Source organism: Streptomyces sp. NPDC059398 (genome assembly GCF_042751845.1).
Classification (GTDB): Bacteria; Actinomycetota; Actinomycetes; order Streptomycetales; family Streptomycetaceae; genus Streptomyces.
This window is the reverse complement of sequence record NZ_JBHYWP010000029.1, coordinates 16,319-33,461: the sequence shown is the minus strand read 5'-3', so window position 1 is coordinate 33,461 and position 17,143 is coordinate 16,319. Positions and strand designations below refer to the sequence as shown.

Genomic DNA, 17,143 nt, shown 5'->3' with positions numbered 1-17,143 from the left:
TTCACACGACCCGCCCCCCCCCGACATAAAACCCCCCACTAGCGTGGGCCGCGACAGATGTTTATACGACACCCCCTCACACGCGGCCGGCCCCCAGGTCGCGCGAGACCGAGCGGGCGCAGTCGCGCACCGAGGCCACCAGCTCGGGGCGCAGCTCCCCGTCCACGCAGACCCGCTCGACCGCGCCGGTCACCGCGATGGCGCCCAGCGGCATCCGCCGCCGGTCGTGGATGGGGGCGGCCACCGATGCCACGCCCTCCCAGGTCTCCTCGATGTCGGAGCCCCAGCCCCGCGCCCTGGTGAGATCCAGTACGGACTCGAACTGCCCGGGGCCGGTGACCGTGCGGGGGGTGAAACTCTCCCGCTCGGTCTCCAGCGCCTCGCTGTGCGCCACCGGGTCGTAGGCCGACAGCACCTTGCCGAGGGCGCTGGAGTGCAGCGGCTGCATGGCTCCGACCTCCAGCACCTGCCGGCTGTCGTCGGGGCGGAAGACATGGTGGACGATGAGGACGCCCCGCTGGTGCAGCACGCCCAGATAGACGCTCTCACCGCTGGAGCGTGCCAGGTCGTCGGTCCAGACGAGGGCGCGCGCCCGCAGCTCGTGCACATCCAGATAGCTGTTGCCCAGGCGCAGCAGCTCGGCCCCCAGCTGATAGCGCCCGGACGCCGGGTCCTGTTCCACGAACCCCTCCTGCTGGAGGGTGCGCAGAATGCCGTGGGCGGTGCCCTTGGCCAGGTCGAGGGAGGAGGCGATGTCGGAGAGGCCGAGCCGTCGCTCGCCGCCCGCGAGGAGCCTCAGCATCGCAGCCGCCCGCTCCAGGGACTGAATGTTCTTCGCCATCGCTGGGCCACCCTCCACACTGTTCGGCAATGCTGAACACTATCGGTCCATGTCGACTCAGTGTCACGCGGAGTGCGGCCGGGTGGTACCGGAACCAGCCGCGCCGCCGCGCTTCCGGGAGCGTCCGCCCCCTGGAACGCCGACCCCGACCGGCGCCGTCCCCGTTACCCTGGCCAGGTGCGCCATCCTGCCGGAAGGCGCAAAGCCGACAGCCGTCGCATCCCAGGGAGCACATTCCATGGCCTCGTCGCCTACCCCTTCCGCTGACAGCCGGACCCGAGCTGACGCCCTCCGTGAGGCACTGGCCACCCGAGTGGTGGTGGCCGACGGTGCCATGGGCACGATGCTGCAGGCGCAGGATCCCACCCTCGACGACTTCCAGCAGCTCGAAGGCTGCAACGAGATCCTGAACGTGACCAGGCCGGACATCGTCCGCTCGGTGCACGAGGAGTACTTCGCTGTCGGCGTGGACTGCGTGGAGACGAACACCTTCGGCGCGAACCACTCGGCGGCGAACGAGTACGAGATCGCCGGCCGGATCGGCGAGCTGTCGGAGGCGGGCGCCCGTATCGCCCGCGAGGTCGCCGACGAGTTCGGCGCCAAGGACGGCCGCCAGCGCTGGGTCCTCGGCTCGATCGGCCCCGGCACCAAGCTGCCGTCGCTGGGGCACACCACGTACGACGTGATCCGCGACGGCTACCAGCAGAACGCCGAGGGCCTGCTCGCCGGCGGCGCCGACGCCCTGATCGTGGAGACCACACAGGACCTGCTGCAGACCAAGTCGAGCCTCATCGGCGCCCGCCGTGCGATGGACGCCCTGGGCTTCCAGGTCCCGCTGATCTGCTCGCTCGCCTTCGAGACGACCGGCGTCATGCTGCTGGGCTCCGAGATCGGCGCCGCGCTGACCGCTCTGGAGCCGCTGGGTATCGACCTGATCGGGCTGAACTGCTCCACCGGCCCCGCCGAGATGAGCGAGCACCTGCGTTATCTCGCACGCCACTCGCGTACGCCGCTGATGTGCATGCCCAACGCCGGCCTGCCCGTCCTGACCAAGGACGGCGCGCACTTCCCGCTCGGCCCCGAGGGCCTCGCGGACGCGCAGGAGACGTTCGTCAGCGACTACGGCCTGTCCCTGATCGGCGGCTGCTGCGGTACGACACCCGAGCATCTGCGGCAGGTCGTCGAGCGGGCCCGTACCCTCACCCCCGCCACCCGCGACCCGCGACCCGAGCCCGGCGCCGCGTCCCTCTACCAGAGTGTGCCGTTCCGCCAGGACACGGCGTACATGGCGATCGGTGAGCGGACGAACGCGAACGGGTCGAAGAAGTTCCGTGAGGCGATGCTGGAGGCGCGCTGGGACGACTGTGTGGAGATGGCCCGCGACCAGATCCGCGAGGGCGCCCACATGCTCGACCTCTGCGTCGACTACGTCGGCCGTGACGGCGTGGCCGACATGACCGAGCTGGCCGGCCGCTTCGCCACCGCCTCCACCCTGCCGATCGTCCTCGACTCCACCGAACTGCCCGTCCTGCGCGCCGGACTGGAGAAGCTGGGCGGCCGTGCCGTACTGAACTCGGTCAACTACGAGGACGGCGACGGCCCCGAGTCCCGCTTCGCCAAGGTCACCGAACTGGCCGTCGAGCACGGCGCCGCGCTGATCGCGCTGACCATCGACGAAGAGGGCCAGGCCCGTACCGCCGAGCACAAGGTCGCCGTCGCCGAGCGGCTGATCGAGGACCTGACCGGCAACTGGGGCATGCGCGAGCAGGACCTCCTCATCGACACCCTGACCTTCACCATCTGCACCGGCCAGGAGGAGTCACGGGGCGACGGTATCGCCACCATCGAGGCGATCCGCGAGCTGAAGCGCCGTCATCCGGACGTCCAGACCACCCTGGGCCTGTCCAACATCTCCTTCGGCCTGAATCCGGCCGCCCGGGTGGTGCTGAACTCGGTCTTCCTCGACGAGTGCGTCAAGGCCGGGCTCGACTCGGCGATCGTGCACGCCTCGAAGATCCTGCCGATCGCCCGGCTTGAGGAGGAGCAGGTCAAGGTCGCGCTCGACCTGATCCACGACCGCCGGTCCGAGGGCTACGACCCCCTGCAGAAGCTCATGGAGCTCTTCGAGGGCGTCAACATGAAGTCGATGAAGCAGGGCAGGGCCGAGGAGCTCATGGCGCTCCCGCTGGACGAGCGCCTGCAGCGCCGCATCATCGACGGCGAGCGGAACGGCCTGGAGGCCGACCTCGACGAAGCTCTCCAGGAGCGCCCCGCCCTGGACATCGTCAACGCCACCCTCCTGGAAGGCATGAAGGTCGTCGGAGAGCTCTTCGGCTCCGGCCAGATGCAGCTGCCGTTCGTGCTCCAGTCCGCCGAGGTCATGAAGAGCGCGGTGGCCCATCTGGAGCCGCACATGGAGAAGACCGACGACGACGGCAAGGGCACCATCGTGCTCGCCACCGTCCGCGGCGACGTCCACGACATCGGCAAGAACCTCGTCGACATCATCCTCACCAACAACGGCTACAACGTCGTCAACCTCGGGATCAAGCAGCCCGTCTCCGCGATCCTGGAAGCAGCCGAGGAGCACAAGGCCGACGTCATCGGCATGTCCGGCCTCCTCGTCAAGTCCACCGTGATCATGAAGGAGAACCTGCAGGAGCTCAACCAGCGCGAGATGGCGGCGGACTTCCCCGTCATCCTCGGCGGCGCGGCCCTCACCCGGGCCTATGTCGAGCAGGACCTGCACGAGATCTACGAGGGCGAAGTCCGCTACGCCCGGGACGCGTTCGAGGGCCTGCGCCTGATGGATGCCCTGATCGGCGTCAAGCGGGGTGTCCCGGGTGCCGTACTGCCCGAGCTGAAACAGCGCCGGGTGCCCAAGCGGGACACGGCCGCGGTCCCGGAGACGGACGAGCCCGAGGGTTCCGTACGCTCGGACGTGGCCGTGGACAATCCGGTGCCCGAGCCGCCCTTCTGGGGCACCCGCGTGGTCAAGGGCGTCCAGCTCAAGGAGTACGCGTCCTGGCTGGACGAGGGGGCCCTCTTCAAGGGCCAGTGGGGGCTCAAGGAGTCCCGCAAGGGCGAAGGGCCCACCTACGAGGAGCTGGTCGAGACCGAGGGCCGCCCGCACCTGCGCGGCTGGCTGGACCAGCTGCACACCAAGAACATGCTGGAAGCCGCCGTCGTCTACGGCTACTTCCCCTGCGTCTCCAAGGGCGAGGACCTGATCGTCCTCAACGACGACGGCAGCGAGCGCACCCGCTTCACCTTCCCCCGCCAGCGCCGCGGCCGCCGGCTGTGCCTGGCGGACTTCTTCCGCCCCGAGGACTCGGGCGAGACGGATGTGCTCGGCCTCCAGGTCGTCACCGTCGGCTCGAAGATCGGTGAGGCCACCGCCGAGCTCTTCGAGGCGAACTCCTACCGGGACTACCTCGAACTGCACGGGCTTTCCGTCCAGTTGGCCGAGGCCCTCGCGGAGTACTGGCACGCCCGGGTCCGCTCCGAGCTCGGTTACGCGGGCGAGGACCCCACCGAGGTCCAGGACATGTTCGCGCTCAAGTACCGCGGCGCGCGCTTCTCCCTGGGCTACGGCGCCTGCCCCGATCTGGAGGACCGGGCGAAGATCGCCGAGCTGCTCCAGCCGGAGCGGATCGGGGTCCAGCTCTCGGAGGAGTTCCAGCTCCACCCCGAGCAGTCCACCGACGCGATCGTCATCCACCACCCCGAGGCCAAGTACTTCAACGCCCGGTAGCCCGACAGCCCGACACCGCCCCCGGATGCGCATGCGGCGCATCACAGCGCGCACCGGACCGCACCGACGTACACTGGTCGGTCCGGTGCAGGCCGGTTGCCTTCCCAGCAGGGAGGGTGACCGGCCTTCGTGTCCCTCCAGGAGGTGTCCCCGTATGACCAGTACGGTCGCCGCGCTCAACACCCGTATGGCCGAAGGTGCAGCCCTGCAGGCCGTCCTGCTCGACATGGACGGCACGCTGGTGGACACCGAGGGCATCTGGTGGGAGGCCGAGGTGGACGTCTTCGGCGCACTCGGCCACCGGCTCGACGAACGCTGGCGGGACACCGTGGTGGGCGGGCCCATGACCCGCAGCGCCGGATATCTCATCGAGGTCACCGGCGCCGACATCACGCTCCCCGAGGTGACCACGCTGCTCAACGACCGGTTCGAGGCGCGGATCTCGGGCGGGGTGCCGCTGATGCCCGGAGCGCTGCGGCTGCTCACCGAACTGGCTGCCCACGGGGTGCCCACGGCCCTGGTCTCCGCCTCCCACCGGCGGATCATCGACCGGGTCCTCACCTCGCTCGGCGCGGCCAACTTCGCCCTGACGGTCGCGGGCGACGAGGTGGCGCGGACGAAGCCGCATCCTGAGCCCTATCTCGCCGCAGCGGCGGGCCTCGAAGCCGACCCTGCGCGCTGCGCGGTCATCGAGGACACCGCGACCGGAGTGGCCGCGGCGGAGGCGGCGGGCTGCCGGGTGGTGGCCGTGCCCTCGGTGGCACCGATCGCCGCCGGGGACGGCCGGGTGGTCGTCGGATCCCTGGAAGAAGTCGATCTGGGCTTTCTCAGAGCCCTGGTCAACGGAATGCACTGAGCCGGATACGGAACGTGTTCCTTTCGATTTGAAAGGAATCGGTGCGCGTCATCCGTATGTATTTACGTGAGCATGAAGAGTGGGCTTCGCGCATTACCCGAAAGATGAGCCAGGAGTGACGTTCATCACCTGGTGAATCATCGACAGGAACCCCGGTGCGTGCTGCGAACGGCCCGCCACTGTTCCGCACATGCCCATGTGTCCCGATTGGTGAAGCGGTGTACGAATCTCTTCGGTGGTCGGATATTGACGCTCCGCTATTCGTGAAGATGATGTGGATCCCGCCCAAGTCGCCCCCGGTCCAGGTTTCCTGACGTTCCCCACTAATCTCATGACGAGAACTTCGCCGTACACTTCTGTGCCTCCGGTGCCCACCAGGCGGCCGGGATCACTGGACTGATCGCTCTGTACCCGGCCCGATCGCCCCGCCCCGATCGGGCGGCAGCGGCGGAGTGTCTGTACATCGCTGTATCCCAGTGCCGGATGAGGAGAACGTCCCGAATGAACCGCAAGACTCTGGTGCTGCCGGCGATAGCGTGCCTGCTCACTCCGGTACTCGCCGCGTGCGGCGGCACAGACAGCGGCGACGGCGGCGGCAAGCCCATCGTCGTGGGTACGACGGACTTCATCGAGGGCGGCAGCAAGGCGCCGGCTCCTCTGGACCCCGCCTACACCTACGACACCGGTATCTGGAACTTCCTGCGCCCCACCCTCCAGTCCCTGATGCAGATGCCGCGTGGTGGCGGCCTGCCGGTGCCCGACGCCGCCAGCGACTGCCGCTTCACGGACACCGAGAACGAGAGCTACCGCTGCAAGCTCCGCAGCGGGCTGGAGTTCGCCAACGGCCACCCCCTGACGGCGGCCGACGTGAAGTACTCCATCGACCGGGTCACCCGCATCCACGACCCGAACGGGCCGGCCGGTCTGCTGGAGAACATCGACACCATCGAGCCCGTGAGCAGTCACGAGCTGGTCTTCCACCTCAAGACGCCCGACGCCACCTTCCCGTACAAGCTGGCCACCCCGGCCGCGGGCATCGTGGAGAAGAGCACGTACGCGCCGAACAAGCTGCGCAAGGGCTTCGTGGTCGACGGCTCCGGCCCGTACACCTTCAAGGCGGAGGTCAGCAACGACCGCCTGCAGAAGGCGGTCTTCACCAAGAACCCCCACTACAAGGGGGCGCTGAAGCTGGAGAACGACAAGGTCGAGATCGATTCCTTCCCCGACGCCGACGCCATGGGCGCCGCGCTGAAGTCCGGGAAGATCGACATGATGGGCCGCACCATGTCGCCGCAGCAGATCTCCAAGTTCTCCAGCGGAGCGTCGCAGAACATCAACTTCGTCGAGAGCCCCGGCCTGGAGATCCGCTACCTCGGCTTCAACACCAATGACCCGTCGGTGAAGAACAAGGCGGTCCGCCAGGCGATCGCCGCACTTGTCGACCGGGGCCAGATCGCCAGCAAGGTGTACGGCGCGACCTCCGAGCCGCTCTACTCGCTGATCCCCACCGGCATCGGCGGACACACGAATTCGTTCTTCAACAAGTACGGCGACCCGAGCAAGAGCGAAGCCGCCCAGATCCTGCACTCGGCCGGGATCAACGACAAGATCCGGCTGACGCTGCATTACACGAACGACCACTACGGGCCGAACACAGCAAAGGAGTTCGCGCTGCTCAAGCAGCAGCTGAACGCCTCCGGGCTCTTCGACGTGTCGGTCAAGGGCCACGAGTGGGCGCAGTTCCGCCCCCAGGAGCTGAAGGGCGACTACGCGGTCTACGGCATGGGCTGGTTCCCGGACTTCCCCGACGCGGACAACTTCATCTCGCCGTTCCTCAGCAAGGGCAACTTCCTCGACCTGCCTTACGCGAACAGCACCATCCGCGACAAGTACATCCCGGACTCCCGGCGTGCGGCCGACCGCACCACGGCGATGGTCCCGCTGCAGAAGATCCAGGACATCGTCGCGGACGACGTCCCCGTGCTGCCGCTCTGGCAGGGCAAGCAGTATGTGGCGGCCCGGGACGACCTGACGGGCGTGGAGTGGGCGCTCAGCAACTCGTCAGCCCTGCAGATCTGGGAGCTCGGACGCGGCGTCAGCTGACCGGCCGGCGGCAGCGCACGGCGGGCGCCCCGGCGCCGGGCGGCTGTGCTGCCGCCCGGAGTCGCCCCGGCGGACGCCGGGACACGGGAACCGGCGGCGGTCCGGAACCTCCGCGGTCCGGAATCGGCGGCGGTCCGGAACTTCCGCGGTCCGGAACCTCCGCGCCCCGGAGGCCCCGGCAGGCCCGGAGGCCGGCCCCCGGGAACTAAGGCTGGGCCCCCGGACGTACCAGGCCGCTCTCGTACGCGTAGACCGCGGCCTGCACCCGGTCGCGCAGCCCCAGCTTGGTCAGTACGTGGCCCACATGCGTCTTGACCGTGGTCTCGCTGACGAACAGGTCGGCGGCGATCTCCGCGTTCGACAGGCCCCGTGCGACCAGCTTGAGGACCTCCACCTCACGCTCGGTCAGCGTGTGCAGCGTGTCGGGGACCGGTTCCTCGCCGGACGGCAGATGGTCCGCGTACTTGTCGAGCAGCCGGCGCGTGATGCTCGGCGCCAGCATCGCCTCGCCGCCCGCCACCACCCGGATCGCCTGGACCAGCTCATTGGCGGGCGCGTCCTTGAGCAGGAAGCCGCTCGCGCCGGCCCGCAGGGCCTCCACGACGTACTCGTCCAGGTCGAAGGTGGTCAGCACCAGGACCTTCGCCGGACCGTCCCGGCCAGGACCGGTGATCTGGCGGGTCGCCTCGACGCCGTCCATCCGGGGCATCCGGATGTCCATCAGCACCACATCGGGCTGCAGCGCCCGGACCTGGTCGAGGGCCTGGAGGCCGTCCCCGGCCTCACCGACCACCGCGAGGTCCTGCTCGGCCTCCAGAATCATCCGGAAACCGGTGCGCAGCAGCGGCTGGTCGTCGACCAGTAGGACGCGGATCGCCACGGGAACTCCTTTGCTAGACCGGCCCCATTCTGCCCTGACCGGCCCACCGGGACGTCGTGGGGCGTACCGGGGGAGTCCGGGACGGATCAGGCGCGGCGAGCCCCGGACCGGCCGGATCTCACCCCAGCACGGCCCCGCCGGACACTCCGGCCCCGGGCGCGCGCACCACCTCCAGGGGATACACCGGCGGGGTGCCCCCGAACTCGGGGCAGACCGCCTGATGGTCGCACCAGCCGCAGAGCTTCGTCGGCCGCGGCTGCCAGTCACCGCTCTCGGTGGCCTTCCTGATCGCGTCCCACAGCGCGAGCAGCTTGCGCTCGACCCGCTCCAGGTCACCCTCGACCGGGTCGTACGTCACGACCTCGCCGCTGCCCAGATACACCAGCTGGAGCCGGCGCGGCACGATGCCCTTCAGCCGCCACACGACCAGCGCGTAGAACTTCATCTGGAAGAGGGCGCCTTCGGCGAACTGCGGGCGGGGCGCCTTGCCGGTCTTGTAGTCGACGATCCTGACCTCGCCCGTCGGCGCCACGTCCACCCGGTCGATGATCCCGCGCAGCCGCAGCCCCGACGCCAGCTCCGTCTCGATGAACAGCTCCCTCTCGGCCGGTTCGAGACGGGTCGGATCCTCCAGCGTGAACCACCGCTCCACCAACGACTCGGCCTCCGAGAGCCACTGCGCCAGCTGCTCGCCCCCCGGGTCGTCCGCGAACAGCTCACCCAGCTCCGGCCTGGACGAGAGCAGCCTGTCCCACTGGCCGGGAACCATCGCACGGGCACGCGGAACCGTCCGCTCCGCAGCCGGGTCGTCGAACATCCGCTCAAGCACCGCATGGACCAGGGTGCCGCGCGTCGCCGCCGGGCTCGGCTTCTCCGGCAGCTTGTCGATCACCCGGAACCTGTACAGCAGCGGACACTGCATGAAGTCGCTCGCCCGCGAGGGAGAGAGTGAAGTGGGCTGCTGGGCGGTAGTCATGTCCCAGACCCTACGGCCCGCCACTGACACCGAGCCGCATACCATCGACGGCAGACCACCTCACACTGCATGATCAGGACATCGCCGAAAGCGGTGAAGACCAGCGGTGCGGGACGCGCACCCGAACGGCACGCGTCCGGACGTCGGACTTCCGGACGTCAGGCTTCCGGACGATACGAGACGATACGAAGGGACACCGTGGACAAGAGCGGCGACAGCGGGCGCCCGCAGCCCGGCGCGGACGGGCCGGACTCCGGCCCCCCGCCCGATGGCGGCAAGCCGCGGCGCCGGGACGCACCGGGCGGCGGCATCCTGATGGGCCGCCCCTTCGGTGTGCCGGTGTATGTCGCCCCCAGCTGGTTCCTGGTGGCAGCGCTCATCACCTGGGTCTTCGGCGGCCAGCTCGACCGGATCCTCCCCGAGCTGGGCAACGCCCGGTATCTGGTCTCCCTCTTCTTCGCGGTCGCCTTCTACGCCTCCGTACTCGTGCACGAGCTGGCCCACACGGTGGCCGCGCTGCGGTTCAAGCTCCCGGTGCGCCGTATCCAGCTCCAGTTCTTCGGCGGTGTCTCGGAGATCGAGAAGGAGTCCGAGACCCCGGGGCGCGAGTTCGTCCTGGCCTTCGTCGGCCCGCTGCTCTCGCTGGTCCTCGCCGGCGTCTTCTACCTCGGGATGAAGGCCGTGGAGCCCGGGACGGTCCCCGGAGTCCTGCTGGCCGGACTGATGATCTCCAACCTGATCGTGGCGGTCTTCAACCTGCTGCCCGGCCTGCCGCTGGACGGCGGCCGGATGCTCCGCGCGGTCGTCTGGAAGATCACCGGCAGCCCGATGAGCGGCACCGTCGCCGCTGCCTGGTTCGGCCGGGCGCTCGCCGTCTCGGTCCTGATCGGGCTCCCGCTGCTCACCCACACCGGCTCCGACGCCGACGTGGGCGGCATGGAGACGGTCATGGACGCCCTGCTCGCCGCGATCCTCGCCGCGATCATCTGGACCGGCGCGGGCAACAGCCTGCGGATGGCCAGACTGCGCGAACACCTCCCGGAGCTGAGGGCCCGTACGCTCACCCGGCGGGCCGTCCCCGTGGAGACCACGACACCGCTCTCCGAGGCGCTGCGCAGGGCCAACGACGCCGGCGCCCGCGCCCTGGTCGTCGTGGACAGCCAGGGCGACCCGACCGCCCTGGTCAGGGAGGCCGCCATCGTCGGGGTTCCGGAGCACCGGCGCCCCTGGGTCGCGGTGAGCGGCCTCGCCCAGGACCTCACCGAGGGGATGCGGGTCCCCGCCGAGCTGGCGGGCGAGGCGCTCCTCGACAAGCTGCGGGCCAGCCCGGCCACCGAGTACCTGGTGGTCGAGGAGAGCGGCGCGATCTACGGAGTCCTCTCCACCGCCGACGTCGAACGGGCATTCGTCCAGGCCATGGCGCGACCCGGTTCCTGAGGCCGGTAGTCTGCTCGTATGTCCGAACCGACCGGTGCCGCCCGCCGACGTGGGCCCTTCAAAGTCGGGGACCAGGTCCAGCTCACCGACCCCAAGGGACGCCACCACACCTTCACGCTCGAAGCAGGGAAGAACTTCCACACCCACAAGGGTTCTTTCCCGCACGACGAGCTGATCGGTGCCCCCGAGGGCAGTGTTGTCCGTACCACGGGGAACGTCGCCTACCTCGCGCTGCGCCCCCTGCTCCCCGACTTCGTCCTGTCCATGCCCCGCGGCGCAGCCGTGGTCTACCCCAAGGACGCGGGTCAGATCCTGGCCTTCGGGGACATCTTCCCCGGCGCCCGCGTCGTCGAGGCAGGTGTGGGGTCCGGCGCGCTCAGCAGCTTCCTGCTGCGCGCCATCGGCGAGCAGGGGATGCTGCACTCGTACGAGCGCCGTGAGGACTTCGCGGAGATCGCCACACAGAACGTGGAGCGCTACTTCGGCGGACCGCACCCCGCCTGGCAGCTCACCGTCGGCGACCTCCAGGACAACCTCTCCGACACGGACGTCGACCGTGTGGTGCTGGACATGCTCGCTCCCTGGGAGTGCCTGGACGCCGTCTCCAAGGCACTCGTCCCCGGCGGGATCCTCTGCTGCTACGTGGCCACCACCACCCAGCTCTCGCGCACCGTCGAGTCGATCAGGGAGATCGGCTGCTTCGCCGAGCCGCAGCCCTGGGAGTCCATGGTGCGCAACTGGCACGTCGAGGGCCTGGCCGTCCGCCCCGACCACCGGATGATCGGCCACACCGGCTTCCTCGTCACCGCCCGCCGCCTCGCCGACGGTGTGGAGGCCCCGATGCGCCGCCGCCGTCCCTCCAAGGGCGCGTACGGCGAGGACTACAGCGGTCCCGGGAAGAGCGCCCAGCCGAAGGCCGCGACCGAGACCGACTCCGCCGGAGCCGCCTCCGACCCCTCCACCGGGCCCGACGAGACCGTCTGACCCCTCAACGCACCGGCGCCACCGCGGAGTTCCCCCAGCACATCGGGGAACTCCGCGGTGGCGTCTTTACGTTGAACTTACGGACCCCGGCGTTCCGATCCCCTGTGACGTATGGCACTATTCTGGCCACCCCTTCGTCGGCACAGCCCCACAGGAGACCTCTCGCGTGCAGCCCTCCGCGCTCCCGGACCTCGTACTCCCGGACCTCGCGCACACCAGGACCAACCCGGTCCACTGGCTGGCCACGGCCACCGCGATGGCCGGCGTCGTCGCCCTGGCGGGCCTCCTCACGCCCGGTCCGGCCACGGCGTCCCAGCCCGGCGGCGCACCGGCCCGCACCCGGGTGGCCGCCCCCGACCCGGCCGCCGTCACCTTCCCGCTGAAGTGCGGAGGGACCGGGACCACGGTCACGAGGAAGGCGTCCGGCGATCTCGACGGGGACGGCAGCCCCGAAACAGTGGCCGCGGTGCGGTGCGACGCCGGGTCGGGCACGCCGCCCAGCGGGATCTACGTACTCACCCGGGCCGGCAGCGGTAACGGCAGGCCCCGGGTTGTCGCGACCCTGGTCGACCCGGCGCGCCAGCAGAGCGTGGACGCCCTCGCCGTACGGGACGGCGCGGTGACCGCGACCCTCCTCGGGTACTCGTCGCCCGATGTACCGCGCTGGCAGCCGGATGTGCGCCAGCAGGCCAAGTGGCGCTGGCAGGGCGGCAAGTTCATACGCTCGGTGCCGTCCCAGGCGCGGAGCGTATGACGGCGGATTCCGGCCGCGGACGCCCGGGGGAGTGACGTGTTACTCGGCGTCCGGGCCGTAGACCTCGACGCTGTCCGAGACACGCCGTACGTGGATGCAGTCGCCCGGGCACTCCTTCGCCGAGTCCACCACGTCCTGGAGGAGCGGCAGCGGCACGGGCGTTGTGGCGCCGACCGACTGGAGCAGTTCGTCGTCGGCGCTCTTCACATACGCCAGCCCGTCGATGTCCAGCTCGAAGACCTCGGGCGCGTACTGGGCGCAGATGCCGTCCCCGGTGCAGAGATCCTGGTCGATCCAGACCTCCAGCGCCTGTGCGCCGTCGCTGGTGGGAGCCTCGTCCTGCACGGTCATTTCTCCTGCCGATCCTGCGCGGTTGAACCAATTGAAGCCAGCCCTGACGGGTGTTGAACACTTCGACGATACAACCGGCTGCTTTCCGATGTTGTTGGGTGGGTATTCCCAAGCCGTGAGGGAGTACGCAAGGGTGAAGATCAGACACACCCCGACGGTCTTTGTGATCTAGGGGTTTCAATCACCAGCCGCCCAGGTAGGGTCAGGAAGCGTCCAGCTCCCCTTGGAGGAGGTGAGGACCGTGGCAGCCCACGACGACGACATCAACCGCGGCACCCGGCCCGCGCGAGGGTCAGAGGACCCCGCCGGCCAGGTTGCCTATCTTGAGCAGGAGATCGCCGTCCTGCGCCGCAAGCTCGCCGACTCTCCGCGTCATACGAGGATTCTCGAAGAGCGGATCGTCGAGCTGCAGACCAACCTGGCAGGCGTGTCCGCGCAGAACGAGCGGCTCGCCAACACACTCCGTGAGGCCCGCGACCAGATCGTGGCTCTCAAGGAGGAGGTCGACCGGCTCGCACAGCCGCCGGCCGGCTTCGGCGTCTTCCTGCAGGCCAACGAGGACGGGACCTGCGACATCTTCACCGGGGGCCGCAAGCTCCGGGTGAACGTGAGTCCCAGCGTCGAGCTCGAAGAGCTCAGGCGCGGCCAGGAAGTCATGCTCAACGAAGCGCTGAACGTGGTCGAGGCCATGGAATTCGAGCGCGCCGGGGACATCGTCACCCTCAAGGAGATCCTTGAGGACGGCGAGCGCGCCCTGGTGATCGGGCACACCGACGAGGAGCGGGTGGTGCGGCTCGCCGAGCCTCTCCTGGACATCACCATCCGCCCCGGCGACGCCCTGCTGCTCGACTCCCGGTCCGGTTACGTCTATGAAGTGGTGCCGAAGAGCGAGGTCGAGGAGCTCGTCCTCGAAGAGGTCCCGGACATCGACTACGACAAGATCGGCGGCCTGGGCGACCAGATCGAGCTGATCCGCGACGCGGTCGAGCTCCCGTACCTCCACCCCGACCTCTTCAAGGAGCACGAGCTGCGGCCGCCGAAGGGCATCCTGCTCTACGGCCCGCCCGGCTGCGGCAAGACCCTCATTGCCAAGGCGGTAGCCAACTCCCTTGCCAAGAAGGTCGCCGAGGTCACCGGCCGGCCCGCGGGGAAGAGCTACTTCCTCAACATCAAGGGTCCCGAGCTCCTCAACAAGTACGTCGGTGAGACCGAGCGGCACATCCGTCTGGTCTTCCAGCGCGCCCGGGAGAAGGCGAGCGAGGGCACCCCCGTCATCGTCTTCTTCGACGAGATGGAATCCCTCTTCCGCACCCGTGGATCGGGCGTCAGCTCGGACGTGGAGAACACCATCGTCCCGCAGTTGCTCGCCGAGATCGACGGTGTGGAGGGCCTGGAGAACGTCATCGTCATTGGTGCCTCCAACCGCGAGGACATGATCGACCCGGCGATCCTGCGGCCGGGCCGGCTCGACGTCAAGATCAAGATCGAGCGTCCGGACGCGGAGGCGGCGAAGGACATCTTCGCCAAGTACCTGCGGTCGTCGCTGCCGCTGCACACGGACGACCTGGCCGAGCACCGGGAGAACCCCGACGCCGCGGTCAGTGCCATGATCCAGTCCGTCGTGGAGCGGATGTACACCGAGTCCGAGGAGAACCGCTTCCTCGAAGTCACGTACGCCAACGGTGACAAGGAAGTCCTGTACTTCAAGGACTTCAACTCCGGCGCGATGATCCAGAACATCGTCGACCGGGCCAAGAAGATGGCCATCAAGGCCTTCCTCGACCAGGGACAGAAGGGTCTGCGGGTCTCCCACCTCCTCCAGGCGTGCGTGGACGAGTTCAAGGAGAACGAGGACCTGCCGAACACCACCAACCCGGACGACTGGGCCCGTATCTCCGGCAAGAAGGGCGAGCGGATCGTGTTCATCCGCACCCTCGTCACCGGAAAGCAGGGCGCGGACACCGGGCGGTCGATCGACACGGTGGCGAACACCGGTCAGTACCTGTAAAGGACAGGGCGGCTGCGGGTCCCCCGGCGGGCCCCCGCAGCCGCCGTGTTTTCCGGCCTTCGGCCGCAAGGACAGCAATGCCTGTAATGATCTCCCCAGCGGCGCCACGGCGTTCTAGGCTCTTCGGTATCACCGATTCGCGCAGTGCCGGGAAGGGCGACCGCGCTCGCGCCGGAGAAGCAGCGGTACTTGAGCGGCGTTCCCCCGAGGGGCGCTGCCGGGCAAGGAGGGCCGCATGACCGTACGGCGGGTAATGGGCATCGAGACGGAGTACGGCATCTCCGTCCCGGGCCACCCGAACGCCAATGCCATGCTCACCTCGTCCCAGATCGTCAACGCCTACGCGGCGGCGATGCACCGGGCGCGCCGCGCCCGCTGGGACTTCGAGGAGGAGAACCCGCTGCGGGACGCGCGAGGCTTCGACCTCGCCCGGGAGACCGCGGACACCAGCCAGCTGACCGACGAGGACATCGGCCTGGCCAATGTGATCCTCACCAACGGGGCACGCCTCTACGTCGACCACGCCCACCCCGAGTACAGCTCCCCGGAGATCACCAGTCCGCGCGATGCCGTCCTCTGGGACAAGGCGGGCGAGCGGATCATGGCGGAGGCCGCCGAGCGGGCGGCCGAGATCCCGGGCGCGCAGCCGATCCTCCTGTACAAGAACAACACCGACAACAAGGGCGCCTCGTACGGGACGCACGAGAACTACCTGATGAAGCGGGAGACCCCCTTCGCGGACATCGTGCGCCATCTGACCCCCTTCTTCGTCTCCCGCCAGGTGGTGACCGGGGCCGGCCGGGTCGGGATCGGCCAGGACGGCCATGAGCACGGCTTCCAGATCAGCCAGCGCGCGGACTACTTCGAGGTCGAGGTCGGCCTGGAGACCACGCTCAAGCGCCCGATCATCAACACCCGGGACGAACCCCACTCGGACGCCGAGAAGTACCGCCGCCTGCATGTGATCATCGGCGATGCCAACCTCTCGGAGATCTCGACCTACCTCAAGCTGGGTACGACATCCCTGGTGCTCGCGATGATCGAGGACGGGTTCATCAATGTGGACCTCGCCGTCGACCAGCCGGTGCGCACGCTCCACCAGGTCTCGCACGACCCGGGGCTCCAGCAGCTGATCACGCTGCGCAGCGGCCGCACCCTCACGGCCGTACAGCTCCAGATGGAGTACTTCGAGCTGGCCCGCAAATATGTGGAGGAGCGGTACGGCGTCGATGCCGACGAGCAGACCAGGGATGTCCTGGGCCGCTGGGAGGATGTGCTGAACCGGCTGGAGAACAACCCGATGAGCCTGTCGGGGGAGCTCGACTGGATCACGAAGAAGGAGATCCTGGAGGGCTACCGCCGCCGGGACGGCGTCGACTGGGACGCGGCCAGGCTCCATCTGGTGGATCTGCAGTACGCGGACGTACGGCCCGACAAGGGGCTGTACAACCGTCTGGCGGCCCGCGGGAAGATGAAGCGGCTGCTGGACGAGGCCGATGTCGTACGGGCCGCGGGGAACCCGCCGGAGGACACCAGGGCCTATTTCCGCGGCCGCTGTCTCGAACAGTACGCGGACGACGTCGCCGCGGCCTCCTGGGACTCCGTGATCTTCGACCTGCCGGGCCACGACTCACTGCAGCGGGTGCCCACACTTGAGCCGCTGCGCGGGACCCGTGACCACGTCAAGGAACTGCTCGACCGGTGCCGTACGGCGGAAGACCTGGTCCGGGTGTTGCAGGGCGGCTGAAAAGCCCCGCTGGTGGGAATCATCGGAGTAGGTCCCGGACGTTGAGGAAAGTGCGGGGCCAATGTCGGACCCCGCTTGTAGTGTCTGATCAAGCGGGTCCGATCCGCTTCTGACCGGACCGGACCGGTCCGATCCAGTCCGTTCCGGTCGGCACAGCTGTTTCTGTTTCAACGTTTCAACCTCAGCAACATCGAACCGAGCGGGGTGAGGTAGATGGCGACCAAGGACACCGGCGGCGGGCAGCAGAAGGCGACGCGCTCCACCGAGGAGACCGAGGAGCAGGCGCCCGAGGCGCAGGAATCCGAGGACCTCAAGGAGCGCCAGGAGAAGCTCTCGGACGACGTCGACTCCGTTCTGGACGAGATCGACGACGTACTGGAGGAGAACGCCGAGGACTTCGTTCGGTCATTCGTCCAAAAGGGCGGCGAGTAGCCCCTGTTGTCCGTGATCGG

Annotated in this window: 13 protein-coding genes; 9 read left to right on the top strand and 4 right to left on the bottom strand. The window is 68.8% G+C overall.

The window, feature by feature from the left end:
* Nucleotides 1-76: 76 nt before the first annotated feature.
* Nucleotides 77-841, bottom strand: a complete 765-nt coding sequence (locus ACFXBC_RS13555; RefSeq protein WP_385022990.1) for an IclR family transcriptional regulator — start codon at nucleotides 839-841, stop codon at nucleotides 77-79.
* A 238-nt stretch (nucleotides 842-1,079) separates the two neighbouring features.
* Here ACFXBC_RS13555 and metH point away from each other — a divergent pair, with 238 nt between their 5' ends.
* The 3 genes from metH to ACFXBC_RS13540 all read left to right on the top strand — a co-directional run bounded on the left by metH (nucleotide 1,080) and on the right by ACFXBC_RS13540 (nucleotide 7,554).
* Nucleotides 1,080-4,595, top strand: coding sequence for a methionine synthase (gene metH / locus ACFXBC_RS13550; protein ID WP_385022988.1), 3,516 nt, complete (start codon nucleotides 1,080-1,082; stop codon nucleotides 4,593-4,595).
* Nucleotides 4,596-4,749: 154 nt separating this feature from the next.
* On the top strand, nucleotides 4,750-5,451 hold the full coding sequence (locus ACFXBC_RS13545; protein WP_385022986.1) for an HAD family hydrolase: 702 nt from the start codon (nucleotides 4,750-4,752) through the stop codon (nucleotides 5,449-5,451).
* Between the two features lie 501 nt (nucleotides 5,452-5,952).
* Nucleotides 5,953-7,554, top strand: coding sequence for an ABC transporter substrate-binding protein (locus tag ACFXBC_RS13540; protein WP_385022984.1), 1,602 nt, complete (start codon nucleotides 5,953-5,955; stop codon nucleotides 7,552-7,554).
* Nucleotides 7,555-7,759: 205 nt separating this feature from the next.
* Here the strand turns inward: ACFXBC_RS13540 and ACFXBC_RS13535 are convergent, their stop codons facing one another.
* Together ACFXBC_RS13535 and ACFXBC_RS13530 are read right to left on the bottom strand one after the other, a co-directional pair.
* Nucleotides 7,760-8,434, bottom strand: coding sequence for a response regulator (locus ACFXBC_RS13535; RefSeq protein ID WP_385022982.1), 675 nt, complete (start codon nucleotides 8,432-8,434; stop codon nucleotides 7,760-7,762).
* Nucleotides 8,435-8,552: 118 nt separating this feature from the next.
* Nucleotides 8,553-9,455, bottom strand: a complete 903-nt coding sequence (locus tag ACFXBC_RS13530; RefSeq protein WP_385022980.1) for a RecB family exonuclease — start codon at nucleotides 9,453-9,455, stop codon at nucleotides 8,553-8,555.
* Between the two features lie 153 nt (nucleotides 9,456-9,608).
* Between ACFXBC_RS13530 and ACFXBC_RS13525 the strand changes: the two genes are divergently transcribed.
* The 3 genes from ACFXBC_RS13525 to ACFXBC_RS13515 all read left to right on the top strand — a co-directional run bounded on the left by ACFXBC_RS13525 (nucleotide 9,609) and on the right by ACFXBC_RS13515 (nucleotide 12,585).
* Nucleotides 9,609-10,847 carry a site-2 protease family protein gene (locus tag ACFXBC_RS13525; protein WP_385022978.1) on the top strand — a complete coding sequence of 413 codons (1,239 nt, stop codon included), beginning with the start codon at nucleotides 9,609-9,611 and terminating at the stop codon, nucleotides 10,845-10,847.
* A gap of 18 nt (nucleotides 10,848-10,865) precedes the next feature.
* The gene (locus ACFXBC_RS13520) at nucleotides 10,866-11,831 is read left to right on the top strand and encodes a tRNA (adenine-N1)-methyltransferase (RefSeq protein ID WP_385022976.1); all 966 of its coding nucleotides are present in this window, start codon (nucleotides 10,866-10,868) and stop codon (nucleotides 11,829-11,831) included.
* Nucleotides 11,832-11,997: 166 nt separating this feature from the next.
* Complete coding sequence (locus tag ACFXBC_RS13515; RefSeq protein WP_385022974.1) at nucleotides 11,998-12,585, top strand: hypothetical protein; 588 nt, start codon at nucleotides 11,998-12,000, stop codon at nucleotides 12,583-12,585.
* A 39-nt stretch (nucleotides 12,586-12,624) separates the two neighbouring features.
* On the opposite strand, the gene ACFXBC_RS13510 is transcribed toward ACFXBC_RS13515, so the two are convergent.
* Nucleotides 12,625-12,936, bottom strand: coding sequence for a ferredoxin (locus tag ACFXBC_RS13510; RefSeq protein WP_385022972.1), 312 nt, complete (start codon nucleotides 12,934-12,936; stop codon nucleotides 12,625-12,627).
* A 241-nt stretch (nucleotides 12,937-13,177) separates the two neighbouring features.
* Between ACFXBC_RS13510 and arc the strand changes: the two genes are divergently transcribed.
* The 3 genes from arc to ACFXBC_RS13495 all read left to right on the top strand — a co-directional run bounded on the left by arc (nucleotide 13,178) and on the right by ACFXBC_RS13495 (nucleotide 17,123).
* Nucleotides 13,178-14,944: a proteasome ATPase gene (gene arc, locus ACFXBC_RS13505; RefSeq protein ID WP_385022970.1), complete on the top strand. Its 1,767-nt coding sequence runs from the start codon at nucleotides 13,178-13,180 to the stop codon at nucleotides 14,942-14,944.
* Between the two features lie 235 nt (nucleotides 14,945-15,179).
* Nucleotides 15,180-16,691 carry a depupylase/deamidase Dop gene (gene dop / locus ACFXBC_RS13500; RefSeq protein WP_385022968.1) on the top strand — a complete coding sequence of 504 codons (1,512 nt, stop codon included), beginning with the start codon at nucleotides 15,180-15,182 and terminating at the stop codon, nucleotides 16,689-16,691.
* Nucleotides 16,692-16,904: 213 nt separating this feature from the next.
* On the top strand, nucleotides 16,905-17,123 hold the full coding sequence (locus ACFXBC_RS13495) for a ubiquitin-like protein Pup (RefSeq protein ID WP_385022966.1): 219 nt from the start codon (nucleotides 16,905-16,907) through the stop codon (nucleotides 17,121-17,123).
* The last annotated feature ends 20 nt before the right edge of the window (nucleotides 17,124-17,143 follow it).

Bases quoted from the DNA above. Each gene is read 5' to 3' on its own strand.
- ACFXBC_RS13555 (WP_385022990.1), bottom strand. From the start codon at position 841: ATGGCGAAGAACATTCAGTCCCTGGAGCGGGCGGCTGCGATGCTGAGG.
- metH (WP_385022988.1), top strand. From the start codon at position 1,080: ATGGCCTCGTCGCCTACCCCTTCCGCTGACAGCCGGACCCGAGCTGAC.
- ACFXBC_RS13545 (WP_385022986.1), top strand. From the start codon at position 4,750: ATGACCAGTACGGTCGCCGCGCTCAACACCCGTATGGCCGAAGGTGCA.
- ACFXBC_RS13540 (WP_385022984.1), top strand. From the start codon at position 5,953: ATGAACCGCAAGACTCTGGTGCTGCCGGCGATAGCGTGCCTGCTCACT.
- ACFXBC_RS13530 (WP_385022980.1), bottom strand. From the start codon at position 9,455: ATGGTATGCGGCTCGGTGTCAGTGGCGGGCCGTAGGGTCTGGGACATG.
- ACFXBC_RS13520 (WP_385022976.1), top strand. From the start codon at position 10,866: ATGTCCGAACCGACCGGTGCCGCCCGCCGACGTGGGCCCTTCAAAGTC.
- ACFXBC_RS13510 (WP_385022972.1), bottom strand. From the start codon at position 12,936: ATGACCGTGCAGGACGAGGCTCCCACCAGCGACGGCGCACAGGCGCTG.
- dop (WP_385022968.1), top strand. From the start codon at position 15,180: ATGACCGTACGGCGGGTAATGGGCATCGAGACGGAGTACGGCATCTCC.
- ACFXBC_RS13495 (WP_385022966.1), top strand. From the start codon at position 16,905: ATGGCGACCAAGGACACCGGCGGCGGGCAGCAGAAGGCGACGCGCTCC.